Origin of the sequence: Helicobacter heilmannii (assembly GCF_001283065.1) — a bacterium.
In the GTDB taxonomy this organism is placed as follows: Bacteria; Campylobacterota; Campylobacteria; order Campylobacterales; family Helicobacteraceae; genus Helicobacter; species Helicobacter heilmannii.
Genome location: NZ_CDMK01000001.1, coordinates 464780 through 483341 on the forward strand (window position 1 = coordinate 464780; position 18562 = coordinate 483341).

At 41.9% G+C, this 18562-nt stretch carries 21 protein-coding genes and 1 pseudogene; 2 read left to right on the top strand and 20 right to left on the bottom strand.

What is annotated here, in order from left to right:
* Positions 1–34 precede the first annotated feature (34 nt).
* The 7 genes and pseudogenes from AOG36_RS09210 to AOG36_RS02305 form a co-directional block, all read right to left on the bottom strand.
* Complete coding sequence (locus tag AOG36_RS09210; RefSeq protein ID WP_015106199.1) at positions 35–2101, bottom strand: methyl-accepting chemotaxis protein; 2067 nt, start codon at positions 2099–2101, stop codon at positions 35–37.
* Between the two features lie 61 nt (positions 2102–2162).
* On the bottom strand, positions 2163–2945 hold the full coding sequence (locus tag AOG36_RS02285) for a hypothetical protein (protein ID WP_231850677.1): 783 nt from the start codon (positions 2943–2945) through the stop codon (positions 2163–2165).
* A gap of 532 nt (positions 2946–3477) precedes the next feature.
* Positions 3478–3669, bottom strand: coding sequence for a hypothetical protein (locus AOG36_RS02290; protein ID WP_015106202.1), 192 nt, complete (start codon positions 3667–3669; stop codon positions 3478–3480).
* Between the two features lie 435 nt (positions 3670–4104).
* The gene (locus AOG36_RS02295) at positions 4105–4662 is read right to left on the bottom strand and encodes a Mobile element protein (protein ID WP_015106203.1); all 558 of its coding nucleotides are present in this window, start codon (positions 4660–4662) and stop codon (positions 4105–4107) included.
* Entirely contained in the window at positions 4649–5281 is a 633-nt protein-coding gene (locus AOG36_RS02300) for an IS607 family transposase (RefSeq protein ID WP_129593178.1), read from the bottom strand. The genes AOG36_RS02295 and AOG36_RS02300 overlap by 14 nt, the downstream gene beginning before the upstream one ends.
* Positions 5278–5471, bottom strand: a pseudogene (locus AOG36_RS08150) (type II toxin-antitoxin system HicA family toxin). The gene AOG36_RS02300 and the pseudogene AOG36_RS08150 overlap by 4 nt, the downstream one beginning before the upstream one ends.
* Positions 5464–5685, bottom strand: a complete 222-nt coding sequence (locus tag AOG36_RS02305) for a type II toxin-antitoxin system HicB family antitoxin (protein WP_015106205.1) — start codon at positions 5683–5685, stop codon at positions 5464–5466. Before AOG36_RS02305 ends, AOG36_RS08150 begins: the two are co-directional and overlap by 8 nt.
* 1303 nt (positions 5686–6988) lie before the next feature.
* On the opposite strand from AOG36_RS02305, the gene AOG36_RS08940 reads away from it, so the two are divergent.
* Both AOG36_RS08940 and AOG36_RS02315 read left to right on the top strand, forming a co-directional pair.
* Positions 6989–7126, top strand: a complete 138-nt coding sequence (locus AOG36_RS08940; RefSeq protein ID WP_015106208.1) for a hypothetical protein — start codon at positions 6989–6991, stop codon at positions 7124–7126.
* A 1097-nt stretch (positions 7127–8223) separates the two neighbouring features.
* Positions 8224–8655: a HipA N-terminal domain-containing protein gene (locus AOG36_RS02315; protein ID WP_053825422.1), complete on the top strand. Its 432-nt coding sequence runs from the start codon at positions 8224–8226 to the stop codon at positions 8653–8655.
* 273 nt (positions 8656–8928) lie between these two features.
* Here the strand turns inward: AOG36_RS02315 and AOG36_RS02325 are convergent, their stop codons facing one another.
* From AOG36_RS02325 to AOG36_RS02390, 13 genes are all read right to left on the bottom strand, one after another.
* Entirely contained in the window at positions 8929–9999 is a 1071-nt protein-coding gene (locus AOG36_RS02325; RefSeq protein WP_015106211.1) for an alginate lyase family protein, read from the bottom strand.
* Positions 9996–10295 carry a HipA domain-containing protein gene (locus AOG36_RS02330; protein ID WP_129593179.1) on the bottom strand — a complete coding sequence of 100 codons (300 nt, stop codon included), beginning with the start codon at positions 10293–10295 and terminating at the stop codon, positions 9996–9998. The genes AOG36_RS02325 and AOG36_RS02330 overlap by 4 nt, the downstream gene beginning before the upstream one ends.
* A 646-nt stretch (positions 10296–10941) precedes the next feature.
* Positions 10942–11274: a hypothetical protein gene (locus AOG36_RS02335; RefSeq protein WP_015106213.1), complete on the bottom strand. Its 333-nt coding sequence runs from the start codon at positions 11272–11274 to the stop codon at positions 10942–10944.
* Positions 11275–11412: 138 nt separating this feature from the next.
* Positions 11413–11661, bottom strand: a complete 249-nt coding sequence (locus AOG36_RS02340) for a hypothetical protein (RefSeq protein ID WP_015106214.1) — start codon at positions 11659–11661, stop codon at positions 11413–11415.
* A 388-nt stretch (positions 11662–12049) separates the two neighbouring features.
* A complete protein-coding gene (locus tag AOG36_RS02345) occupies positions 12050–12577 on the bottom strand; it encodes a hypothetical protein (protein ID WP_129593181.1) in 528 nt (175 codons plus the stop codon).
* Complete coding sequence (locus tag AOG36_RS02350; protein ID WP_015106216.1) at positions 12546–13604, bottom strand: hypothetical protein; 1059 nt, start codon at positions 13602–13604, stop codon at positions 12546–12548. The genes AOG36_RS02345 and AOG36_RS02350 overlap by 32 nt, the downstream gene beginning before the upstream one ends.
* Before the next feature lie 26 nt (positions 13605–13630).
* The gene (locus AOG36_RS02355) at positions 13631–14224 is read right to left on the bottom strand and encodes a hypothetical protein (protein WP_053825428.1); all 594 of its coding nucleotides are present in this window, start codon (positions 14222–14224) and stop codon (positions 13631–13633) included.
* A gap of 743 nt (positions 14225–14967) precedes the next feature.
* Entirely contained in the window at positions 14968–15357 is a 390-nt protein-coding gene (locus AOG36_RS02365) for a hypothetical protein (protein WP_015106219.1), read from the bottom strand.
* Positions 15350–16159, bottom strand: a complete 810-nt coding sequence (locus tag AOG36_RS02370; RefSeq protein WP_015106220.1) for a 3'-5' exonuclease — start codon at positions 16157–16159, stop codon at positions 15350–15352. The genes AOG36_RS02365 and AOG36_RS02370 overlap by 8 nt, the downstream gene beginning before the upstream one ends.
* Positions 16160–16459: 300 nt before the next feature.
* Positions 16460–16906, bottom strand: a complete 447-nt coding sequence (locus tag AOG36_RS02375; protein WP_231850678.1) for an outer membrane protein — start codon at positions 16904–16906, stop codon at positions 16460–16462.
* On the bottom strand, positions 16858–17535 hold the full coding sequence (locus AOG36_RS02380) for a hypothetical protein (protein WP_015106225.1): 678 nt from the start codon (positions 17533–17535) through the stop codon (positions 16858–16860). Before AOG36_RS02380 ends, AOG36_RS02375 begins: the two co-directional genes overlap by 49 nt.
* Before the next feature lie 123 nt (positions 17536–17658).
* Positions 17659–18108, bottom strand: coding sequence for a hypothetical protein (locus AOG36_RS02385; RefSeq protein WP_015106226.1), 450 nt, complete (start codon positions 18106–18108; stop codon positions 17659–17661).
* Positions 18109–18132: 24 nt separating this feature from the next.
* Complete coding sequence (locus tag AOG36_RS02390; protein ID WP_015106227.1) at positions 18133–18387, bottom strand: hypothetical protein; 255 nt, start codon at positions 18385–18387, stop codon at positions 18133–18135.
* Positions 18388–18562: the final 175 nt, after the last annotated feature.

An 18562-nucleotide genomic window follows, 5' to 3' on the forward strand; every position in this document is an offset into this window, starting at 1 on the left:
TTTTTTTGGGGGGGGTCAACAGCATTAGTCCCCGCTAAAACTTCTTCTTGCTCGTGTCTTTTAAAATATCGCTAGCAATGTGTTCGATCTCTTGACTGATGCCTAAGCAATTCTGAGCGATTTTTAAATTGTGTGTCAAGTTTGCATCAAATTCCCCCATCGCTTTGTTGATGTCTAGCACAGCGGAGGCTTGCGCCTTAATGGCTTGGGAGTTGTTGGCAATGCTTTGCACCAACACATTGATGTTACTTTCAATTTCGCCCAAAGATTTTTGGGTGCGCTCAGCTAGTTTTCTCACTTCATCGGCGACCACAGCAAAGCCCCGTCCATGCTTACCTGCCCGTGCGGCTTCAATGGAGGCGTTTAAGGCTAATAAGTTCGTTTGATCGGCAATACCTCCTATAATCTCTATAATGCTCTTAATATCTTGGCTTTGGGTGATCATCTCATCGCTCTTTGCGCTCACATCGGCAATGTTTTGCGTGATGCCGTCAATGTTCTGCGTGGCTTGTTTTATTTCAGCAGATTGTTTAGTCGAGCTAGAGGAGAGTTTTTCCATGCTTTGTCTTAAATCTAGGGCTTTGGTGTTGAGTTGGTTGGCAAAGACTAGGGAGGTATTTAACATGCTGATGATTTCAGAACCTAGCTGGTTAATGGAAACTTCAATATCTCCATTGGGGTTTGTGATTTGGGGCGTGAAGTCTAAATTTTGGTAGGCATGCACCACAGATAAGATTTGATTCAAATTCGAACCCACGCCCTTTTCTAGGCTCTTTACCATCGTGTGTGTAACCTTGATGAGCTCTGAGAGTTTTGGCGTGCTTGCCTTGTTTTGTGCCGCTTTGGCGACAATGATGCCCTGTTGGACATCTAGGGCTAATTGTGTGGTTTCTATAACTGCGGCATTGTCTTCGTAGAAAACTTGTTGTATCTTAGTGATGTTGAAATTTATGGAGTCTAACATCCGGCCAATTTCATCTTTTTGGGTTGAGTGATAGATTTCTAACTGGACATTTTCTTCGTGATTGAGCAGTCTAAAAAAGCTGTTGAGTGTGGCCACCACTCTATTGATACGAGCCACGATTTGCGAACGGATGTAAAAAATGATAACAACAATGGTTATGATGAGAGATACAAACGCAATGGCAAAGATTGCAAACTGTACATGGCGCACACGGCTGTAGACCTCCTTTTTTGTGATGACTGAACCCACCACCCAATTGTGCTTCATGAGTTGGCTATAAGGTTTAAAGATATGCAAAGATAAGATGATGTCTTTGTGCAAAACATCGGAGTAAAAAGAGGTGATAAGATTTTGCCCTGGCCGCCCATTTCTTCTAAAATCCACAACGACTTGTGCATCTTTGGCTTGCATGATTTTTGTGAAGGATTGCCCTTGCAAGCTGTGGTCGCGGTTAATGGCAAAAACGCGATCGCCAGATCCCACCAAAAATCCATTGTCCTCTGTATTTTGGGGGAAGTAGTGTTCTTGGATATAATCAAGACTCACAAAGAGGGCAACAATTGCTCTTAAGTGGTGTTGGTTGTCAAAAATAGGGGCGGCTATGGTAAAACCAAAATACACACTCTCCCCAGGCAAGGTTGTTAGATTACTGTTGGTCCGGCTTATGGTTTGTGTTTGAATCACTTGAGACACGATATTAGAGTTTAAAACAGCTAGGTTGTTAGTTTGCACAACTAAGCTTTGATCGTGTTTTTGGACAACTCCATAACTGGATGCGGGTTTATTGTTTTTAAGCAAAACCAAGAACGCCCCGCGCACAAATTCACTATGGGCACATAGCTTGCGGACATTATCTAAAATTTCTGTCCCACTCGAGTTTTTAATGAACATATAGCCATCTCCTGAAAAATAACTGGCATAATTCTTCAAAGTTTCCTTAACACCTTTAAGTTCTAAAGAGATATTTGTGGCTTGGTTTATGGCACGGGCTTTCACTGCGTCGTTTTCGCCCTTAATCAATACATTTGTGATCTCATTGATGCAGTACACCCCTAAGACCACAAATGATAAAGCAAAAATCGAAGAAATGGTTAAAGCTATTTTTGAGCCTAGTTTGAGGTTTTTAAGAAACGACATGAATGTCCTCCGTTTTTGCATAGGTTAATTACGGGTTTGGTATATGCCATCAATACGAACACTAGACACAACCCAGCCTAAGCTTTAAAGGGCATAGACCTGAGCCATAGTGATTGATATTTCGAGAACTTCTTGCTGTTAGCTTCTCTAAGATGTTTTGGGAAATACGTTGGACATTCTGACTAATGGTGGAGGAAGTTTGGGCTATTTGGGTGTTGTGTGCCATCGTTTTTTCTAAAGAACCCATCGCCGTGTTGATTTGGGCGATGTTTTCGCTCCAATCCTCGATCACAAGGGCAGTTCGGTTGATGAACTCTGTGAGTGTGGAGGTGTTAGCCTCAATTTCGTCCAAAGATTTTTGGGTGCGCTCGGCTAGTTTTCTCATGTCATCAGCCACCACTTGAAGGCTAGAAGTGGTTTCATCAAGGGCGTTGGTCCCTTGGTGGAGGGCGTGTGCGGCATCTAGGGAGTGCTGGGGCGAGTTTACGATGTTCTTTTGCAAAGTGTTGATATTGTTGGCTGGCTGTAAAAATCCGCCCCGTAAATTGGAGATGCCCACATTATACACCCCATTTTTATTATGAAAAATTTCCATATTTGCGCCCACATGAAACTTGGGGTTGCCCGTAGAGACAGTAGTGTAGAGATCATAGACGAAAAAATAACTCGAGTGGTCTTTCTCAAAGCGAAAGCCCTTGAGCAAGCGGTCAATCATCTGCTTTTTAGCTTCTAGAGTAGGGGCATTTTGATCGCATTTGGAGAGGACAAAGCTCATCGTATCTATAGACAATTTAAGCTTTTCGTTCAGCATTACGCGCAGACCTTTGTTGACTAATTCATCCATGCACTGACAGATTCCTTACTGTTACATATAAAGAGCAAGAGGTGGCTGACATCAGTAAGATGGTGAGCAACCACAACGCGACAATTCACTTGCCCAATGAAAAAGAAGTTGTATCTTGCATTGCTTACTTTGGTAGAGGCAATTTTTTTACCCCGTAGCATTAAGCCCTAACTTTTGTGTTATTGCTTTTGACTGCTGAAGCTGATAAACCGTTTAGAATGGCACCGGGAGGGGAGATAATGAGAGGGATGTGCTTGGTACACATGACTAACTCCTCAAGTTAGAAACACTGCGAAATGGTAGACTAAAATCCCTTTTACCTTGTTTAAGATTATTTGTGAAGTGTACTAATTTGAAACTATTTTACCCATCTTTGTTGAAAAGCCCGTTTCTTTTTATCAAGGTATACTTTAAATAGTATCCAATCGATTACAAATTATTATTCTGTCGACCATTTTATAGTGGTTAAAAAGTTTTATTAAAATGATTGCGTTTTGGTAGTTTTAGTATCATTATTTTGCGACGCGGATCATTATTCATGGCCACTGCACGCGCCACTCCAATAGACAACAAACTGCAGATGCTTAGGATGCCCCGGCATAGCCGGGAGATAGAAATTAGTCTCGGTGTCCTTCATGTCCATGGTGATGGTGATGTTCATCCCCATGATGGTGGTGATAGTTTCCACAACAATGGTGATGGTGGTTTTCTTCGTGTTGTGCATGCCCTTCGTGATTGTGGCAACATTTATCAGTGTGTGTGTGTCATTGCGTATCCTTTGCGATTAAAATATCCCTGGATTTCAACTAGGTAGGGGTTTTATCTAAAAATTCATGTTTTATTTCAATGCATTCATCGTAATATTGCCTATGTTGGCAGTGAAATCAGATTCAAGCGTCAAAGGTGTGTATCATGCAAAACACCCGTCTTCCCATACCTGAAAAAGGCTCTAGCATTGAAACCACATAACAGACTTGGCGGGACATTAAGCAAAACAACTTAAAAAGACATTTAGCAACTCACATGTGCTGCTAACAATCCCACCACTAAAAACTGCACGGCCCAGCATAAATGAACACGCTAATATACCATGCAAACTACACGCTATACCCCTCTTGTTGTACCAACACCCTAAAAGTTGCTCCAATCAGCACATAGCCTACAAGGAGTGGAATTGTGTGGTTTGTTCGTAGATAACTTCCACGATAAAGCAAGTGGTTTTAGGAATTAAGCGCACTTGCTTTAGCCTAGAAGTTTGGGGATTTATCTTTGTGATGAGCCTTTTTAAATTAGCCTTTTGGGGGAATTTAATTTTACTTAAAGCTCCTTTTGTCAGTTGGATTTGCTGGTTTGTAAACACCCCTACAGCAACGCCATCTTTAGGCTTGAATTTAGGGATTCTTGGAGGGGCAAAAAAACTAGAGGGTTTTTTCTTATAAGCCTTAATGGCTTGCAGGTAGCTTTTCCAATTTTGGGACAAAAGCATTAACACCTGTTGTGCACTTTGGGCGGGTAAAGCCCTGTAATCTCTTTGGTTTTCTTTGACAAAGCGGTTAATGAGATCATAAGCGGTAGGCAACTTAAAGCCTGCAAAGTAATGTTCTCTTAGAATGAAATTAGCGTAGTTATAAAGATTTTTGGATAGATGGCAAAAGTCTTTAATACGCTTAAAACTTGGATGTGCGGGTTTGATGATATGGCGTTCAGTGAGAGTCATCAAAATCCCCATTAATCGCGTCTATGAGTTCCTGCTTTGCCCTACTTTCAATCAAAAGCTTCTTGGCAATCCTTCGTTTAGAATACATCTTCATAGAAAAAGAATGGATGACCTGCATAATGTCCTCAAATAGCTCCTGTTCTAAACTTTTAGATTCGCATTGGTTAATGACAACGATTTTAGTCCCATAGTCAGTAAACAATTTTTCTACTAAATCATAGCTCAGTCTAGCTAATCGGTCTTTATAAGAGACATAGACAGCCTTAACTTTAAATCTCATCACATCGTTAAGGAGCTCCATAAATCCCTTGCGATCTAAAGTCATTCCGCTTTTAATGTCAGAATAGATATTATCTACAGATATTCCTTTAGCATTTAGAAAAGAAATACAGTTTTCTATTTGATTCTTTAAGTCCTGTTTCTGCTTCTTAGTGCTCACTCTAGCATAAATCACATTCAGCCTTCCGTCCTCTATACCAGCAATTTTATAAACGTCCTCGGCATTATACTTGTAGTAACCATTAGGCTCTTGTTGGACTCGTATCTTACCACTTTTAACATACTTCCAAAGAGTAACACGGGATATTTTTAAAATCTTTAAGACTTCTTTTGACTTCATTTAAGGATGTTTTCCATAATTTCTTTCACTATTTTAGGATGCAAAATTTCACCCGCATGGTAAGGTAAAACCTACCTGACCTTACCTTTAAGTAAATCCTATGGCTACCTTTTTGCCTGGAAAAGATAAACCAATTTTGCAATAATAGCTTTTCTGCTTCTTTTGCTGTGAGGCGCGGCAGTTCAGGCATTTAAAGCCACCTCAATAGGCACTATAACGGAATTTTTCTTAGAGAGAAAGACTAGCTCATCAGCCTCTAAAGTTTCCAAATAAAGCTCTATGGCTTCTTTAATATTTCTTAGAGCTTCTTCGTAGCTTCCCCCTTGTGATACACAGCCTTGCAAAGAGGGAACAAAAGCAAAATACCCGTCCTCATCTTTTTCTATAACAGCATTTAAAAGCACAGCACACCCTCTTAAATTAAATCTCTCATGTTATATATATAATATACTTTTAAAATACTTAAATTGAAAATTTAATAATATGCATATTATGGCACTAAACCTCGGTTATCTGTCTTTTAAACAGCCTTTAACCATTGCTAAAATGCTCTTAATGCTCTTATAGTAATATCTTAGAGTCATATTCAAAAAAGACTTTTGGTGTAAAAATCCATTCTAAAAAGCAAAAACATCAACATATTAAGATTTAATGTGGATCAAGCATAAAAAAATTAGACATCACCACGCTTGAAGTGCTAGTTCCCCCACCTGCTCCCCATAAGCCTTCAAAGTGCAAGCAAACAAAATTTAAAAGAACACCTAATCAAATGGATTAAAGCACGCCAAATCCCTAAACACCGCCAATCCATGTCCGGGAAATCCTTAATACCCTAGGCGTTGACATCAACGACACCCTATCTTACACTAAAGTGGGGTTTGCTTTATCGCTCAACGACAACTTTTAGATTGTGCCAAGTGGGAGCGACTACCTATGGCAAAACTTTAATCTCTACGATAACCCCTTAATACAGCTGTAAGCTTAACTGCACTCACAGGGCAAAGCGCAAAAACCAAATTAGCAACAAGTGGCCACAACCCTCCCCAGAACTCACCACAAATGGCATGCTTAAAAAGTGTAGATAAACAATATAGCGAAATTGTTTGCACTTGCAAGCTTTTCACAAGCGAGCAAATCGGCTTTGTGCCTATCTTAGAGTGTATGACTACCCAACATACCAGTACTTGCAACACGACCCCAAAGCTCGCCTTGTATATTGGCCCAGGTTGGGGCAAGAGTTTATAGAAGATTTATTGCTCTTTGATGCCTTGGTGTTTAACACAGACCGTCACTCAGGCAATTTTGGAATGTTGCTCTAGACAACACCACAAACACACTTACTAAACCCGCCCCGATTTTTGACAATGACATGGCGTTTTTGGGGCAAATGAGCACAAATGAGCTAGACAACATCCCCGCTTTCTTTGCAAGTGTGGATAGTGCTTTAGACATTAATTTTGACACACAGATTAAATAAGTGGCGCGCCCCCACCACATCGCCCCATTAGAAAGGCCAAAAAACTTCACTTTTACACGCCACTCGTAATATAATATCCCTGAACAAAATGGTTACAAGCGGGCGAAACCATGCTAAGAGAAAGAAGCCAAGACATCATTAAACGATTAAGGGGGTTTAGTGGTGGTTGTTGCCTATATCCGTGTTTCTACCGACAAACAGGACATGCATAGCCAGGCCACGCCATAGAAATGCATGCCAAAAAGCTTGAGCTAAAAATTGATGAAACCATTGCCATTGAAATGAGCAGTACTAAAACCCAAGCCAAAAGGCGCATTGAAGAATTGAAAGCCAAGCTACAAAAGGGCGACACCCTCATTGTCACTTAAGATTAGCCGTATCGGGCGCACCATGCAAGAAATCATTCATTTGCTTTTAGAGTTAGACAAAAAGGAAGTGTCTTTTACTTTCATTAGATAGCCTAGCTTTCTAATGTTAATTTCGCCACTTCCAAGTCACTTCTAGCCATTTATGCTTATTTAGCCGAGACCAAGCACACACTCATTAGCAAGCGCACTAGGGCTTAGACTGCAAGCCTTAAAGGTTAAGGGTGTCAAGCTAGGTTGGCAAAAGGGGCGGTTAAGAAATCCCGCAATTTGATCCACGCCTGGACCACATCCCTATCTTGCGTTCTAAGGGCTTAAGCTATATGGCGATTTATAAGCTTTTAGAAATATTTAAAAAACGCCCTTCAAAACCCCTTATTGTGTGACACTCAACATAAATAAGATAATATATATGTCTCAAACAACCACGAACTACTACCACAAGGGACTTTAAGGGGTTTTGTCCCAGTGTGAAACCACACAAAAAGCACAAAACCTCATTGCCACTTAGAAGGCTCATATTCTGCAATTTTATGAAAATAGGATACACACTACTCAGTTAAAGTTGTTGATTTACACCCATTGAAAACGCAAATAATGACTATTATCAATTTTTCACTCTCAAATTTTTTGAATTTTTGAAAATTTTAAATTTAAGTTTCATGGTTGTGCTGGCGGTGCTTTGTGGTGGTCTTCTCCCAGCGTTAGCGACCAGACGAACGAAATGCATAGTTTCGCCACCACACGCCAATCGTTTGGCGAATCGTGCGAAGCCCACCAAACCACATGCGCACACGCCTTGTAAGTATGTTGCCTCATCACGAAGCCCCTAAAATAGGGCGTGTAAAATGTCAAAAAGCTGTGTAAAATCCAATTTTTGCTTAAAAAAACCCCCATTTTTGAAGATTTTACACGACATTTTGCACGGATTTTGGCCAAAAATCGACTCGATTTAATACTTAAAAATCGCTGAATTTAAGTCATTTCTAAGTAAAAAATGAGGGGGTTTTAGAGGCTTGAAACCTTAAAGAAAAAGAAGGGATTTTAAATGAAGTTTAAAAATGGTGAGAATGTATAAGATAAAACATTAGGTGGTATCAATGACAGCGGTTATTTTCAAAGGCATTGCACACAATCCTGTTACTATGAGGGTGTGGGGGCAGGGCGTGCAAGAAAGTACAAACAAATATGACTCCCAAGATTCTAACAAACACGCCCCTCACAAAGTCCTGATCTGTTGTGAGGACAAAACCGTAGGAACATTGGATATTTGGGCGCGGGGGGTGAAGGAAAATTATCAATTCCAATACGATCCTAAGTGGCTGGTAGAGGGTTTTGGCATCAACCCTATTTTGCCATTGACAGAACACCCACTATTCCTCACAGAACTTTACGGCTGTTTCAAAGACATTGGTCCGGATCGATGGGGATGGCTTATCCAAAGACGGAACAGTTGCCAATGGTTTTTTAGCCCAGTTTTTGACATCACACCAACCCCAATCGGTTTTTCTAAACAACACCATGCCCTTTAGTTCACACCTAAGGATTCCCTCGTCTTTGGAACTATTTAACGATATTAAAGGTGATTTTGCCATCAATGACACAATGTTCATCCGAATCCTTGAAAAAATATTGGTGGCACAAAATGTTTTGAAGGGATTGCCAAGAAAAACGGGATCAAAGGAGACAATCTTATGGAATGACACCATAATCACTGCCATCCCGAATTTGGAAAAGTTGATGTTTTTGTCCAAAAAAAATATAAAAATGATCAGAAAAACAAAAACTCAGTCTGACTCTAGATTCTAAAGACTCTGACGACTCGACTCTGATGACTCTGTTGGACGGATGTCCTTTCTCTCTTTCAGTCTGAATGGATCTTCTTTAAGTGGACCTGTTTTGATGAGAGAATTTGCAATGGGATCGTCATAGTAGAGGGATAATAACAAAAAGTAGGCATTGTTGTGAACCCCCCTTAATCCAGGCTGGTAATAAATAAAAGTCGTAGGGTCATTGATCCACGATGCGATTTGGTGATAGGCTGCTCCCAACCTATTTTTAATCTCATCGTCTGTGAATGTCTTGAATCCTTGTTCGTGCAACAATTCGCCTGCTACACTCAACGCCAAAAGGGTGAAGTTTGTATAGGCCAGTCCTTTGATCCCTTTATGTGCTCCCCCCGTATAATTGCTTGTATCACTGCGCGCAATGACACTACCGATGATCCCATCTTTGTCAATATTGTTCATGATCCATTTGTGCCACAGATCAGCACTTGTGTTAAGAATGGTGTTGTCTTGGAGCACTAGGGCACTTGTCGTGTTCAACAATATCCCCCAAGCCCCATGGTTGGTGTTTTTGGTAGCTTGAGAGAAATTTAACATATGTGTTGTGAAGTCGTTGTAGCTCATTGTGAAAGAAAGGTCATTGTTGTTGTCGGCAATATTCAAAAACGCCATGTGCATCAAGGGGAGATAAAAATTAATGTCGTCCGATCCTTGTAGGGTCGTGACATCTTTTAAATGTGTCGCCCAAGCTTGCAAGATTTCCTTTGTTTTGTCCACATAGTCCCTTTTCCCTGTCACCTTGTATCCAAGAGATAAATCGTACGCTCGTTGCGCGTCCTTTTTGAAGGCTAGAGCACAACCACTCATGTTCCTTTCTCCATAGGGTGTATATTTTTTCTGTGGTTGTAAAACACGACAAGGCTTTGGATCGATTGTGAGTTTTTTCTTAAGATTAAGGGCTTGTGGCAAATTGTCAGCTGTGTAATTTTTGAAAAACATAGGGTCGGCAACAAGAGGGACAGCAAACAATAAGAAAAAGATACAGGAACGCATTCTTGTCATTTTTCCTTTTGGAGTGTGATGGGTCATTTATGGTGTCCTTTTGTGGTGATGGTTGTTTCATCTTTTTCTAACAAAATTTGGAGTGCGTGTGTATAGGCTTTATCCAAGATATTCGTTTTTCGTGCCTCTAAAACCTTTGACAAGAACTCTTGGTGTAAGTGTGTCGTATATGAAGTCGTATATGAAGTTTTATTGACAATATCTTGTATAGTATCCATGTTGATTTTAGGGCATACACGCAAGATTACCTCTAAACAATCCGTGTTGTCCGTGTTGGTGAGAAACGAAAAATAATTAGGTTTTTCACCCCTCTTATCACGCAACATAGAGCGTAGGAACAAATTCGCTAAAGCATCCATTTGTGTAATGAAATAGACCGACCGAGTGTGGGTTTTTGTGGAAATTTTAACATATAAAGCCGGTCATAACCAAGCCCAGCGATAGCGATCTTGTTGCTATTTGCTCCGCCACAAGCTTTGCCTGGGTCTATCGTGCAACTTGTGAAATCGATATCCACCGCATATCCATTGTTTTTAATACCGAGACACACTAACACGAAAGTTTAAACTTATGTTAAACCATTTTAAAATGATCATTCATTCAACGCATAGCTTCAGTACATTAACATGATAGTTGGTGATCGTTTTCTCTCGAATCGCTACGAGGTCCATCAAAACAAGAACTTTCACCACTACTCATCCTATATCCTGTTTGTAATGCCACATTCTTTTCTCTCACTCCATTAACAGGGACATGTATATTTTCGAACTTTGAAATCAAAAGTTGAATTTAGTCTCGATCGTTAAGGCTAATTTCTTGGCTTTCTCTTGGAGTTCATTATGTTTATCCTTTCTATTGAAAACTGGTAGTTTTCTAGTTGCGATTGTGTCTGTTGAAGCACCTCGTTATATTGGTTGGTAGGCAATCGTTTGTGCCTTGATCACCTCGTCTTACAAATCCATTAATGCCCTAGCTAGCAGTGGGGATTTGGCTGGGTTGGTTATTGGCAAGCACGGATTTAGCTTTGGATTGCAGAGTGGTTAGGTAGTTGTAGCGGTTAAGAAGATTTTGCAGGACGCGTACATCTCCCGGTTCTGACACCTGCTCAGATTTTAATCCCATTAAGGTTTGATAAAGGGGCAAACTTTGGGCATAGGCAAGAACATCGTTGTCAATGGTGGTGGTGTTGCTAGAACCCACTAAAGTATCGAGCAAGGTGTTGTTGTGAGCGTAGGTGTTTAAATCTTCAATGAGATCAATCGCTCCGCTGGCATTTTGATCGCTCGGGTTTAGATTTTGCATTAAAGTATTCAAAGCATTTGCTGCAGTTTGGACAGGATTTGTTGTAGAAGAACTGCTACTATAGATTGTGGTATTATTGCGCCAATAAGGGTATTGAGATAAGCTGTGGCATTCTGTTGGTTAGCTTGATTCATTCCATTAGGACTTAAAGCTGATGTGCTGTCTACCACAAGTCACATTATTGCCATTGATTGTAACATCACCATTGTTTTCTGTTTGAGCTAAAGCTTGCACAGCGGTATTAAAAGTCCCTAATTCACTCACCATTTTGCTTAAATTTGATATTGTAAGGGTGCTAAAATTATTAAGGATATTATTCCCATTATTCGTCATTGTCCCACCCACGGTTGTACCTTGAGCGTTGATCACAGGGCTAAAATCTTGCATGAGATTATTTACAACTGCATTGGCGGCACTAAGATATTAGGGAATACTGACATCATTGCCTACAAGCATAGAAGCGAGAGAACTATTATAGTTATTGCCCGATTGGGTATTTTCTCCATTAGAACCACTATCTATGGTTTGTAGAGCGTTGATGTTTTCTGCCACTTGATAAATTGGTCTGCACTTTATTGTCTAAACTTGAAGCATTGATATTAAGCATTGATATTGCCCCCATTGTAATTACCAGTACTTAAATCTTGTTGCAATGCGGCTTGTGTCCCAGCGATCAATACATTGCTTGAAGTTAGGGCTTGGTTAAAATAATAAAGCCCCAATGCTTCTGTGGGGGTTAGATTTTGTGCTGCTTGTGATCCTAGACCGATGCTACCTAGATAGTTGTTGAGTGATCCTTCTGAATATTGTGTGGCACGCAAAATATTGAGAAAAAAGCTTGCAAATTTGTGGACGCACCATTCCCACTATAACTATTACCAAACCAATGGTTTGTCCCCGTCTCATTGATCACATCATTTAAAATAGAGCTCAAAGTTGAGCTAGAAACCATGCTAGAAAGAGTTTGTTCGTTTGCTGTATAAGTGATGGCATTGCCCAAAGCTTGGGCTTGGACTAAATTCCCCATATTAGTTTGTTGATTGTAACTTTGTTGATTGGCAAGACTTTGTGTGATCCACGAACTTGTCCCAGCATAGATACTTGCTGTGGGATTATTGATGACAACGCTACTAGAGTTGTCAGCAACCAAAGACAAAGAATTTAAGCTATCCATGACTTGTACTAAGGTTTCATGCTTGCTACCTGTGTTATTTAAAGCGGTGTGGAGTTCTTGGAGTTGGATTTGGCTTAGCTTTCCATTAAGCAAGTCACTATACAATGTACCATGTACTATTGCCTGCAAAACCCCCTACATTAAAATTGTTATAACCCGAATTTAAAGTATGGAGTTTTCCTGAAAGCATTCCCAAGTCTAAACCCGCATTAAAGGCCATGGCCAAATGATTGGAGCCTGAAAACCCCAAATAATCTGCTAGGGTGCTTAATTGAGAAGAAATACTTTTGTAGTCTTGATAAACATTGGCATAATTGTTGGGGTTGATTAAACCCTGTAAACCCGATGTGTCTGTAGCACTCGACATTTTGCCTAGAGCTGTTAAAACTACATCTAAAGAAGCCGTATTTGAGGGAGTGTGTTGCCTATAGCACTCGTGCTGGTGTTGAGAATGCTGTTGGCAATATACTCCATTTTTTTGCACAAGAGAGCCTACCCCACTTGGGTTAGCATTAGCAGTGAGTAAATCAACAGCGGCGGTATAATTTTTGTTAAGCACGCCCTGACTACTCACCAATTGGCAATCAAAATCTGCATTAATGTTGCTTAGAGTGTTTAGAGCTTGTAAGTCACTGGCATCAACTTTGTATTGTCCATTGCCATTTTGATAAATAAGGGGATTGTTGTCTGTGGTTGGTGAACCGCTCTGTGTATAGGTTTTGTTATGGATGGAATTAAACAACTGATCAATGCTATAGAGTGCACCCCCTAAACCTGTGGCGTTCAATGTGTTGTTTGTGGCATTCGTATAAGCGGTGGCTAGAGTTTCGCCTATGGTTTGGATGATCCCTGAAGGTGCTGTTTGGGTTTTCGTTGTCGATGTGCCAAGAAAATCTTGTTGCAAAGCTTTTAAATAAGCTGAAAAAGGATTGTTATTGGCAGAAAGAGAAGTTGCAGGGCTAGAATTAACCAGACCACTTACAGCTTGAAAAATGTCGTTCAAAGCATTGTTGGCTTGAGACAGGTCGCCTTGACTACTTGTATTGAGTTTACCTGTTGTCAAATTGGCGGTTGGTTGGTTATTGTTGGATGAGGGGGGGTTGAAATAAAGCGTTTGGGGGACAGAAAATGTCGTTGGGCTTGAACCAAAAACCACACTCTTATTGAGTATAACAGGTGTACCTACCCCCCATCAAAATTCAGGCGGTTTTGGTAGGTCTGGATGATGTCTTGGATAGCCATAGTGTAGTTACTATAAAAAACCCCTGATGATCTAGAAGCAAATGGTGGCGTAGTGTAGGCGTTGAACAAAAAAGTGTAATTGAAAGGAGAACAGAGTAATCCATAGGCTAGCTGTTGATTATTTTTTGCTCCAAGGGTTAACTGGCTTGGATTAGGAAAAAGACTATAATCAATAGTCCAACCAAGATCTTGGGCAAAGTTCGTGAGATTAGGATTTAAAGAAGTCCCTGCACCTATAGGAGTATTGGAAATAGTTAAAGGTGCTGTGGCATTAACACTATTATAAATAGGGGCAGGTGCGCCAGTGTTTTGCCAAGAATAACCACTGGTATTGATCGTATAAGAACTGCCAAGCAATCTAGAAATAGAATTTACAGTAACAGCGGCTTGGGTTTCATTAGCTGTATTAGATGTTGATCCGCTTGCAGAAGAGCCTGTTGTGGCAAAATCCACCCCACTTAAGCTAGATAAACTTAAGCTGGCCAAGAGAGCTGAACTCAAAGAAGTTCTAGGTTTTTTTACATGTTTTTTCATTGGTATTCCTTAGAGTGATGAAAGTGTAGATAGTTAATGAGCTGACTTGCTAGTTGCCTTGATTTTGGCCGTTGTTATTGTTGTTGCCATTGTTTTGGGGTAGATATTGATTCACATCTACGGGAGCTATCGCATTTGTAAGGATAAAAGGATTTTTTTGCATTTGTGGCCCTACATGGCTTTTAGTGGCTTGGGTCATATTAGAATATTGAAATCCCACTTCTCCATAAATGCCGTTGTTCTCTGCAAAAAGGGCAGACACACTTAAAAGACTGAAAGCACAAATAAAGGGATATGAACGCACAAGACCTTCTCACAAATAAAATGGAGCAAAATCAGAGGTCAAGCGGAGTTGTATGTAGAATAGGGGGTTTGGTGGGCTTTAGCCCGCAACAAACCCCCTATAACCCAAGGGGATAAACCCAAGGGATAAAGACCATCCCTTAAGGCTCTAAAATTGGCGGAGCGAGTTATGGCATAAAAAATGCAAAATATCTCTACGCTTCACATAAAAACCTAAAAAATTTTATGCATTTGCCTAATGTCTTAAAACAAGGAGCGATGAGACCTTTTTCTATGGCAACATTTTAGTGCCCAATCAAGAGTTTTAGCCCTTTATACTGATTGAGAGTGGACCACCTCTAAAGTTAGGGAACTTCCTAACCGAGCGTCCTAAGGGGCACAAACCCGAAAGGCTTGCTGTTCACAGCCCGAAAGGCTGTTTCTAACTTAAAAGACTTACACTACTTCGTGAATTTCTTGTCGTAAGTACCCTTGTCCGTAACAATCTGCACTTCCAAAACTTGCGAAGGGTCGCATTTGAGGCGGTAGGCGATCTTTTGTCCATATTTTAAAGTGTGGTTAAAAAGAGGGCCTTTTTCAAACTTCTCCTTGAAGTTATTCCCCACCTTACGCACGATGTCGCACGAATCGCCCCGATTGGGGATCACTTTTTTGATCAACACCCTTTCGCTGTTAAGCGAAATGATCGTTAAAATCGTGCGGTCTAGGATATTGCCGATCACCTTGCCCCCGCGGGGTTTGTAGGTGATTTTAAATTGCAAATCAGAGGCACTAAGGGCAGAGGTGCTAAGGGCACCAACAAGGCTTAAGGCGAGTAAATTTTTAAACATGGTCTTCCTTTTGGATTTCTTGGGTAAGTTCGATCTCAAGGGCCTTAGAAAAAATGGGGGTGTAGGGTTGTCCCTCGGGCAGGTTGCTTTTTAGCCCGTGTAGAGTACTTAAATAACCCTCCTCTGAGAGAGTGCCGCAGCTTAGGAGGTATTTGAGATAGAGCCAATAAGTGTTCAAAACATCGCTTTGGCAATAGCTATGGATGCGCTCAAGTTCTGGGGGGTCTTGGTAGTAAAGCTGGTAGACTTGATCCCCACTCACATCAAACTTACCCGGTAAGTTGCACACCGCACAAACCCCATCCAAATTAAGCCCTCTAGCCGGGCCAAAGTGTGCAAGGCTATCGAGCAAGTCTGTGTGGTACTCTTCGCTGTAGCGGTAGCGGTAGTTCTCCCATTTGTCCCCTCTGGTGTAAAAGGTGTGGGCATTGAGATTATATGCCAGTGCTTTTAACATCAAGAGGGGTAGATCAAACGCCCGTCCGTTAAAAGTAACCAGTTTAGGCTGGTGTCTGTTGAAAAACGCCAAAAAGTCAGCAACCAAAGCTTTTTCATCGCTACATCCCTTGCCAAAATTGCCCACACTTTTAAACGAGCCCTCTGGCGTGGCGATCACACAGGCAATGCTCACAATTTGGTGCATGTATAAAGGCGGGAAGCGGGTTTTATACTTGTTTTCACACCAGTTAAAGAAATTTTCACAAGTCTGCAAAGGCATGTTGGCGACACACTCCGGGCAGTGCTTGGCGATGAGGGGCAGACTGGGCACTGTTTCGATGTCCAAAATATAGATGGGAGGCATGGTAACCTTTATAACAGACTGAAAGCCTCATCCTAGCCAAACTTGGCAAACAACCCACTAAACGTGTATAAAAAAATAGGGGTTATGGCCTCCCTATAAAGCAACCTCCAAAAGGGGTTTAAAGGATGGAGACGAAAACAAAGGGGTGGTGTGCCCTTTTTTAATTTTTGTGTAAGGAATTTGGTGTGGTGTGCGAGGGGAGGGCACGAACCCCCCGATAAAAGCCACATTTTCACAAACCCCCAGCCCGTGGCTCACAGCTGGGGGCGAGAGCTTTAAGCCCTTAAACCAACTTCTCTTTTAGAAGTTGTAAACATAGTTGATGAACACAGACACATTGCGTTTATAAGTGATGGCTTCACTGTAGCCATCAACATGGCCCTTAAAGTAATAGTTGGTGGCAAGGGGGATACGCAAACCTACCTCAAACCCGTGGTGTTTGCTGACATTGGTTCTAAAGCCAATGTTTAAAGGGATCTGGAAGTAGGTGGTGTTCATGTGTGCGCTGCCCCCAGCGTTGTTAAAGTCGTGCATCCTTGCTATGGTTTGGCCTGCCCCCTTAGCTAACCAAGTTGAGCCGGTGAACATCAACCCTGCAAAGAGCCCTGTGGTGTATTTGCCATCTTTGCTCTCATAGAAGTTGTAAAGAGCATCCACCCCCGCCCCATAGACGAAGTTATCCACAGCGGCGGTGTCGTTCAAGTAGAACAAGCCGTGCTGGTAGCTAAAGGTGCCGTAGTAGCGCAAGCCCCAGCGTTTGCTTTTGCCAAAGAACTGCTTATACCCAATTTGTGCGTCCACCCCATACATGTTGCCGTTTTGGCTTTGGGGGGCAAGTTGTAAGTGCCCCCCTTAGCAGGTACACTAGCTGTGGTGACCTCTTTATTGTCCTTCATGTAAGAGGCTAGGCTGGTTCGTGTGGCTTTTAAGTAGGCGAGCAAGGCGTTTAATTGCCCCACAGCCGTGTTGATTTGATTGGCTGTGGTGGTGTTATTCACCGACAAGTCGGCTTTGGGCGAGTCAAATTTCGCCAAGAGTATCGAAGCTTCAGCTTTGGACAACTCGGCACTCACCGCAGCGGTGCTCACAAGTGGGGTGCTGGGGTTAAGCTGTGCAAGCACATTTTCACGGGCTTGTTGCACCTGCGTGATGAGCCCATCTAGGCTTTGTTGCACTTGATAGAAGTTGATTTGTTGGCTGTCAAGAGAAGACACCACCGCATTGAAGTTGTTAGCAATGCTCGAGCTGATGTAGCCGCCACTTTGCAAATCTTGCATGATGGAGGCGTTGTTGTTCACCGAACCTGTGAAGTAGCTATTCATCCCATAAACAAGGTTCACCAACATTTGGCTGTCTACATTGTTGCCATTGCCCACTTGGCCCAGTAAGTTGCTCTCGATTTGGCTTGTAAAGCTGTTTTGGCTGCTGACATAGTTGGTGTAAGCCGCCTCTTTAGCCTGTGCTGTGGCGGCGCTGTTGCTTAAAGTGGCGATGTCTTGCTACATTTGCTGTGCGGGGGTGAGCTGTTGTTGGGGCTTGTTTTGGGGTTGACCTTGTTCGCCTTGACCCTCTCCTTTAGCTTGTGGTTGACCTTGAGCTTGTGGTTGACCTTTACTTCCTTGCTGATCCTCACCTTGCTCTGATTGGCTTTGATTTTCTTGATTCCCGTCTTTTACATCTTTATTGTCCGTCTGTGAAGTCTGTGAATCTTTTGTGCTCTTAACACCCGCAACAGAAGCTTTAAAAATCATGGGCTCTAACTCTAAAGCGTGGCTGGCAAGTAAGGGGCCACGCCCACTTTTAGCGATCTCTTCTAAATCAAGGTTTTGGACCTCTGTGGCTTGTAGTCCCGGTGCAAAGAACACCCCCGCTAAGGCTAAACTTAGGGGGACTTTGGAGCATTTTTTAAAAACAGGTTTGGTTGTTTTAACAAAGTTGGGTTTTTTCATGAGTTCGTCCTTTAGAGTTGTGGTTTATTGATTGTTTGGCATGTTGGGGATGGTGTTGTTGCTGATGGTTGGGCTGATACCACCATTAGTGGGCTGCACAGCTGTAAGCGGGTTATTTTGGGGCTGTGGAGACTGGGCGGGCTGTTGCTCACTTTGCTGGGAGGCTTTGGTCATGTTGGAGTATTGAAACCCCACTTCTCCATAAGCTCCGCTGTTCTCTGCATAAAGGGCAGACACACTTAAAAGACCGAGGGCACAAACAAAGGGGCGTAAACGCATAGGTTTTCCTTACATCAAAAAATGGGAGCAAAGTTAGAGGATTAAGTGGAGATGTATTGTAGATAGGGGGGATTATGCGGGCCTTGTGCCCGCTAGCAAACCCCCCTAAACCCAAGGGATAAACCCAAGGGATAAACCCAAGGGATAAAGAACATCCCTTAAGGCTCTAAAATTG

What these genes read in the sequence shown, in the direction of transcription:
- AOG36_RS02365 (WP_015106219.1), bottom strand. Translation starts at nt 15,357, where the DNA reads ATGTTTAAAAATTTACTCGCCTTAAGCCTTGTTGGTGCCCTTAGCACC.
- AOG36_RS02370 (WP_015106220.1), bottom strand. Translation starts at nt 16,159, where the DNA reads ATGCCTCCCATCTATATTTTGGACATCGAAACAGTGCCCAGTCTGCCC.
- AOG36_RS02340 (WP_015106214.1), bottom strand. Translation starts at nt 11,661, where the DNA reads ATGCAAGATTTTAGCCCTGTGATCAACGCTCAAGGTACAACCGTGGGT.
- AOG36_RS09210 (WP_015106199.1), bottom strand. Translation starts at nt 2,101, where the DNA reads ATGTCGTTTCTTAAAAACCTCAAACTAGGCTCAAAAATAGCTTTAACC.
- AOG36_RS02385 (WP_015106226.1), bottom strand. Translation starts at nt 18,108, where the DNA reads ATGAAAAAACCCAACTTTGTTAAAACAACCAAACCTGTTTTTAAAAAA.
- AOG36_RS02290 (WP_015106202.1), bottom strand. Translation starts at nt 3,669, where the DNA reads ATGCACAACACGAAGAAAACCACCATCACCATTGTTGTGGAAACTATC.
- AOG36_RS02325 (WP_015106211.1), bottom strand. Translation starts at nt 9,999, where the DNA reads ATGACCCATCACACTCCAAAAGGAAAAATGACAAGAATGCGTTCCTGT.
- AOG36_RS02390 (WP_015106227.1), bottom strand. Translation starts at nt 18,387, where the DNA reads ATGCGTTTACGCCCCTTTGTTTGTGCCCTCGGTCTTTTAAGTGTGTCT.
- AOG36_RS02315 (WP_053825422.1), top strand. Translation starts at nt 8,224, where the DNA reads ATGACAGCGGTTATTTTCAAAGGCATTGCACACAATCCTGTTACTATG.
- AOG36_RS02335 (WP_015106213.1), bottom strand. Translation starts at nt 11,274, where the DNA reads ATGCAAAATCTAAACCCGAGCGATCAAAATGCCAGCGGAGCGATTGAT.
- AOG36_RS02285 (WP_231850677.1), bottom strand. Translation starts at nt 2,945, where the DNA reads ATGGATGAATTAGTCAACAAAGGTCTGCGCGTAATGCTGAACGAAAAG.
- AOG36_RS02295 (WP_015106203.1), bottom strand. Translation starts at nt 4,662, where the DNA reads ATGACTCTCACTGAACGCCATATCATCAAACCCGCACATCCAAGTTTT.
- AOG36_RS08940 (WP_015106208.1), top strand. Translation starts at nt 6,989, where the DNA reads ATGCATGCCAAAAAGCTTGAGCTAAAAATTGATGAAACCATTGCCATT.
- AOG36_RS02300 (WP_129593178.1), bottom strand. Translation starts at nt 5,281, where the DNA reads ATGAAGTCAAAAGAAGTCTTAAAGATTTTAAAAATATCCCGTGTTACT.
- AOG36_RS02355 (WP_053825428.1), bottom strand. Translation starts at nt 14,224, where the DNA reads ATGAAAAAACATGTAAAAAAACCTAGAACTTCTTTGAGTTCAGCTCTC.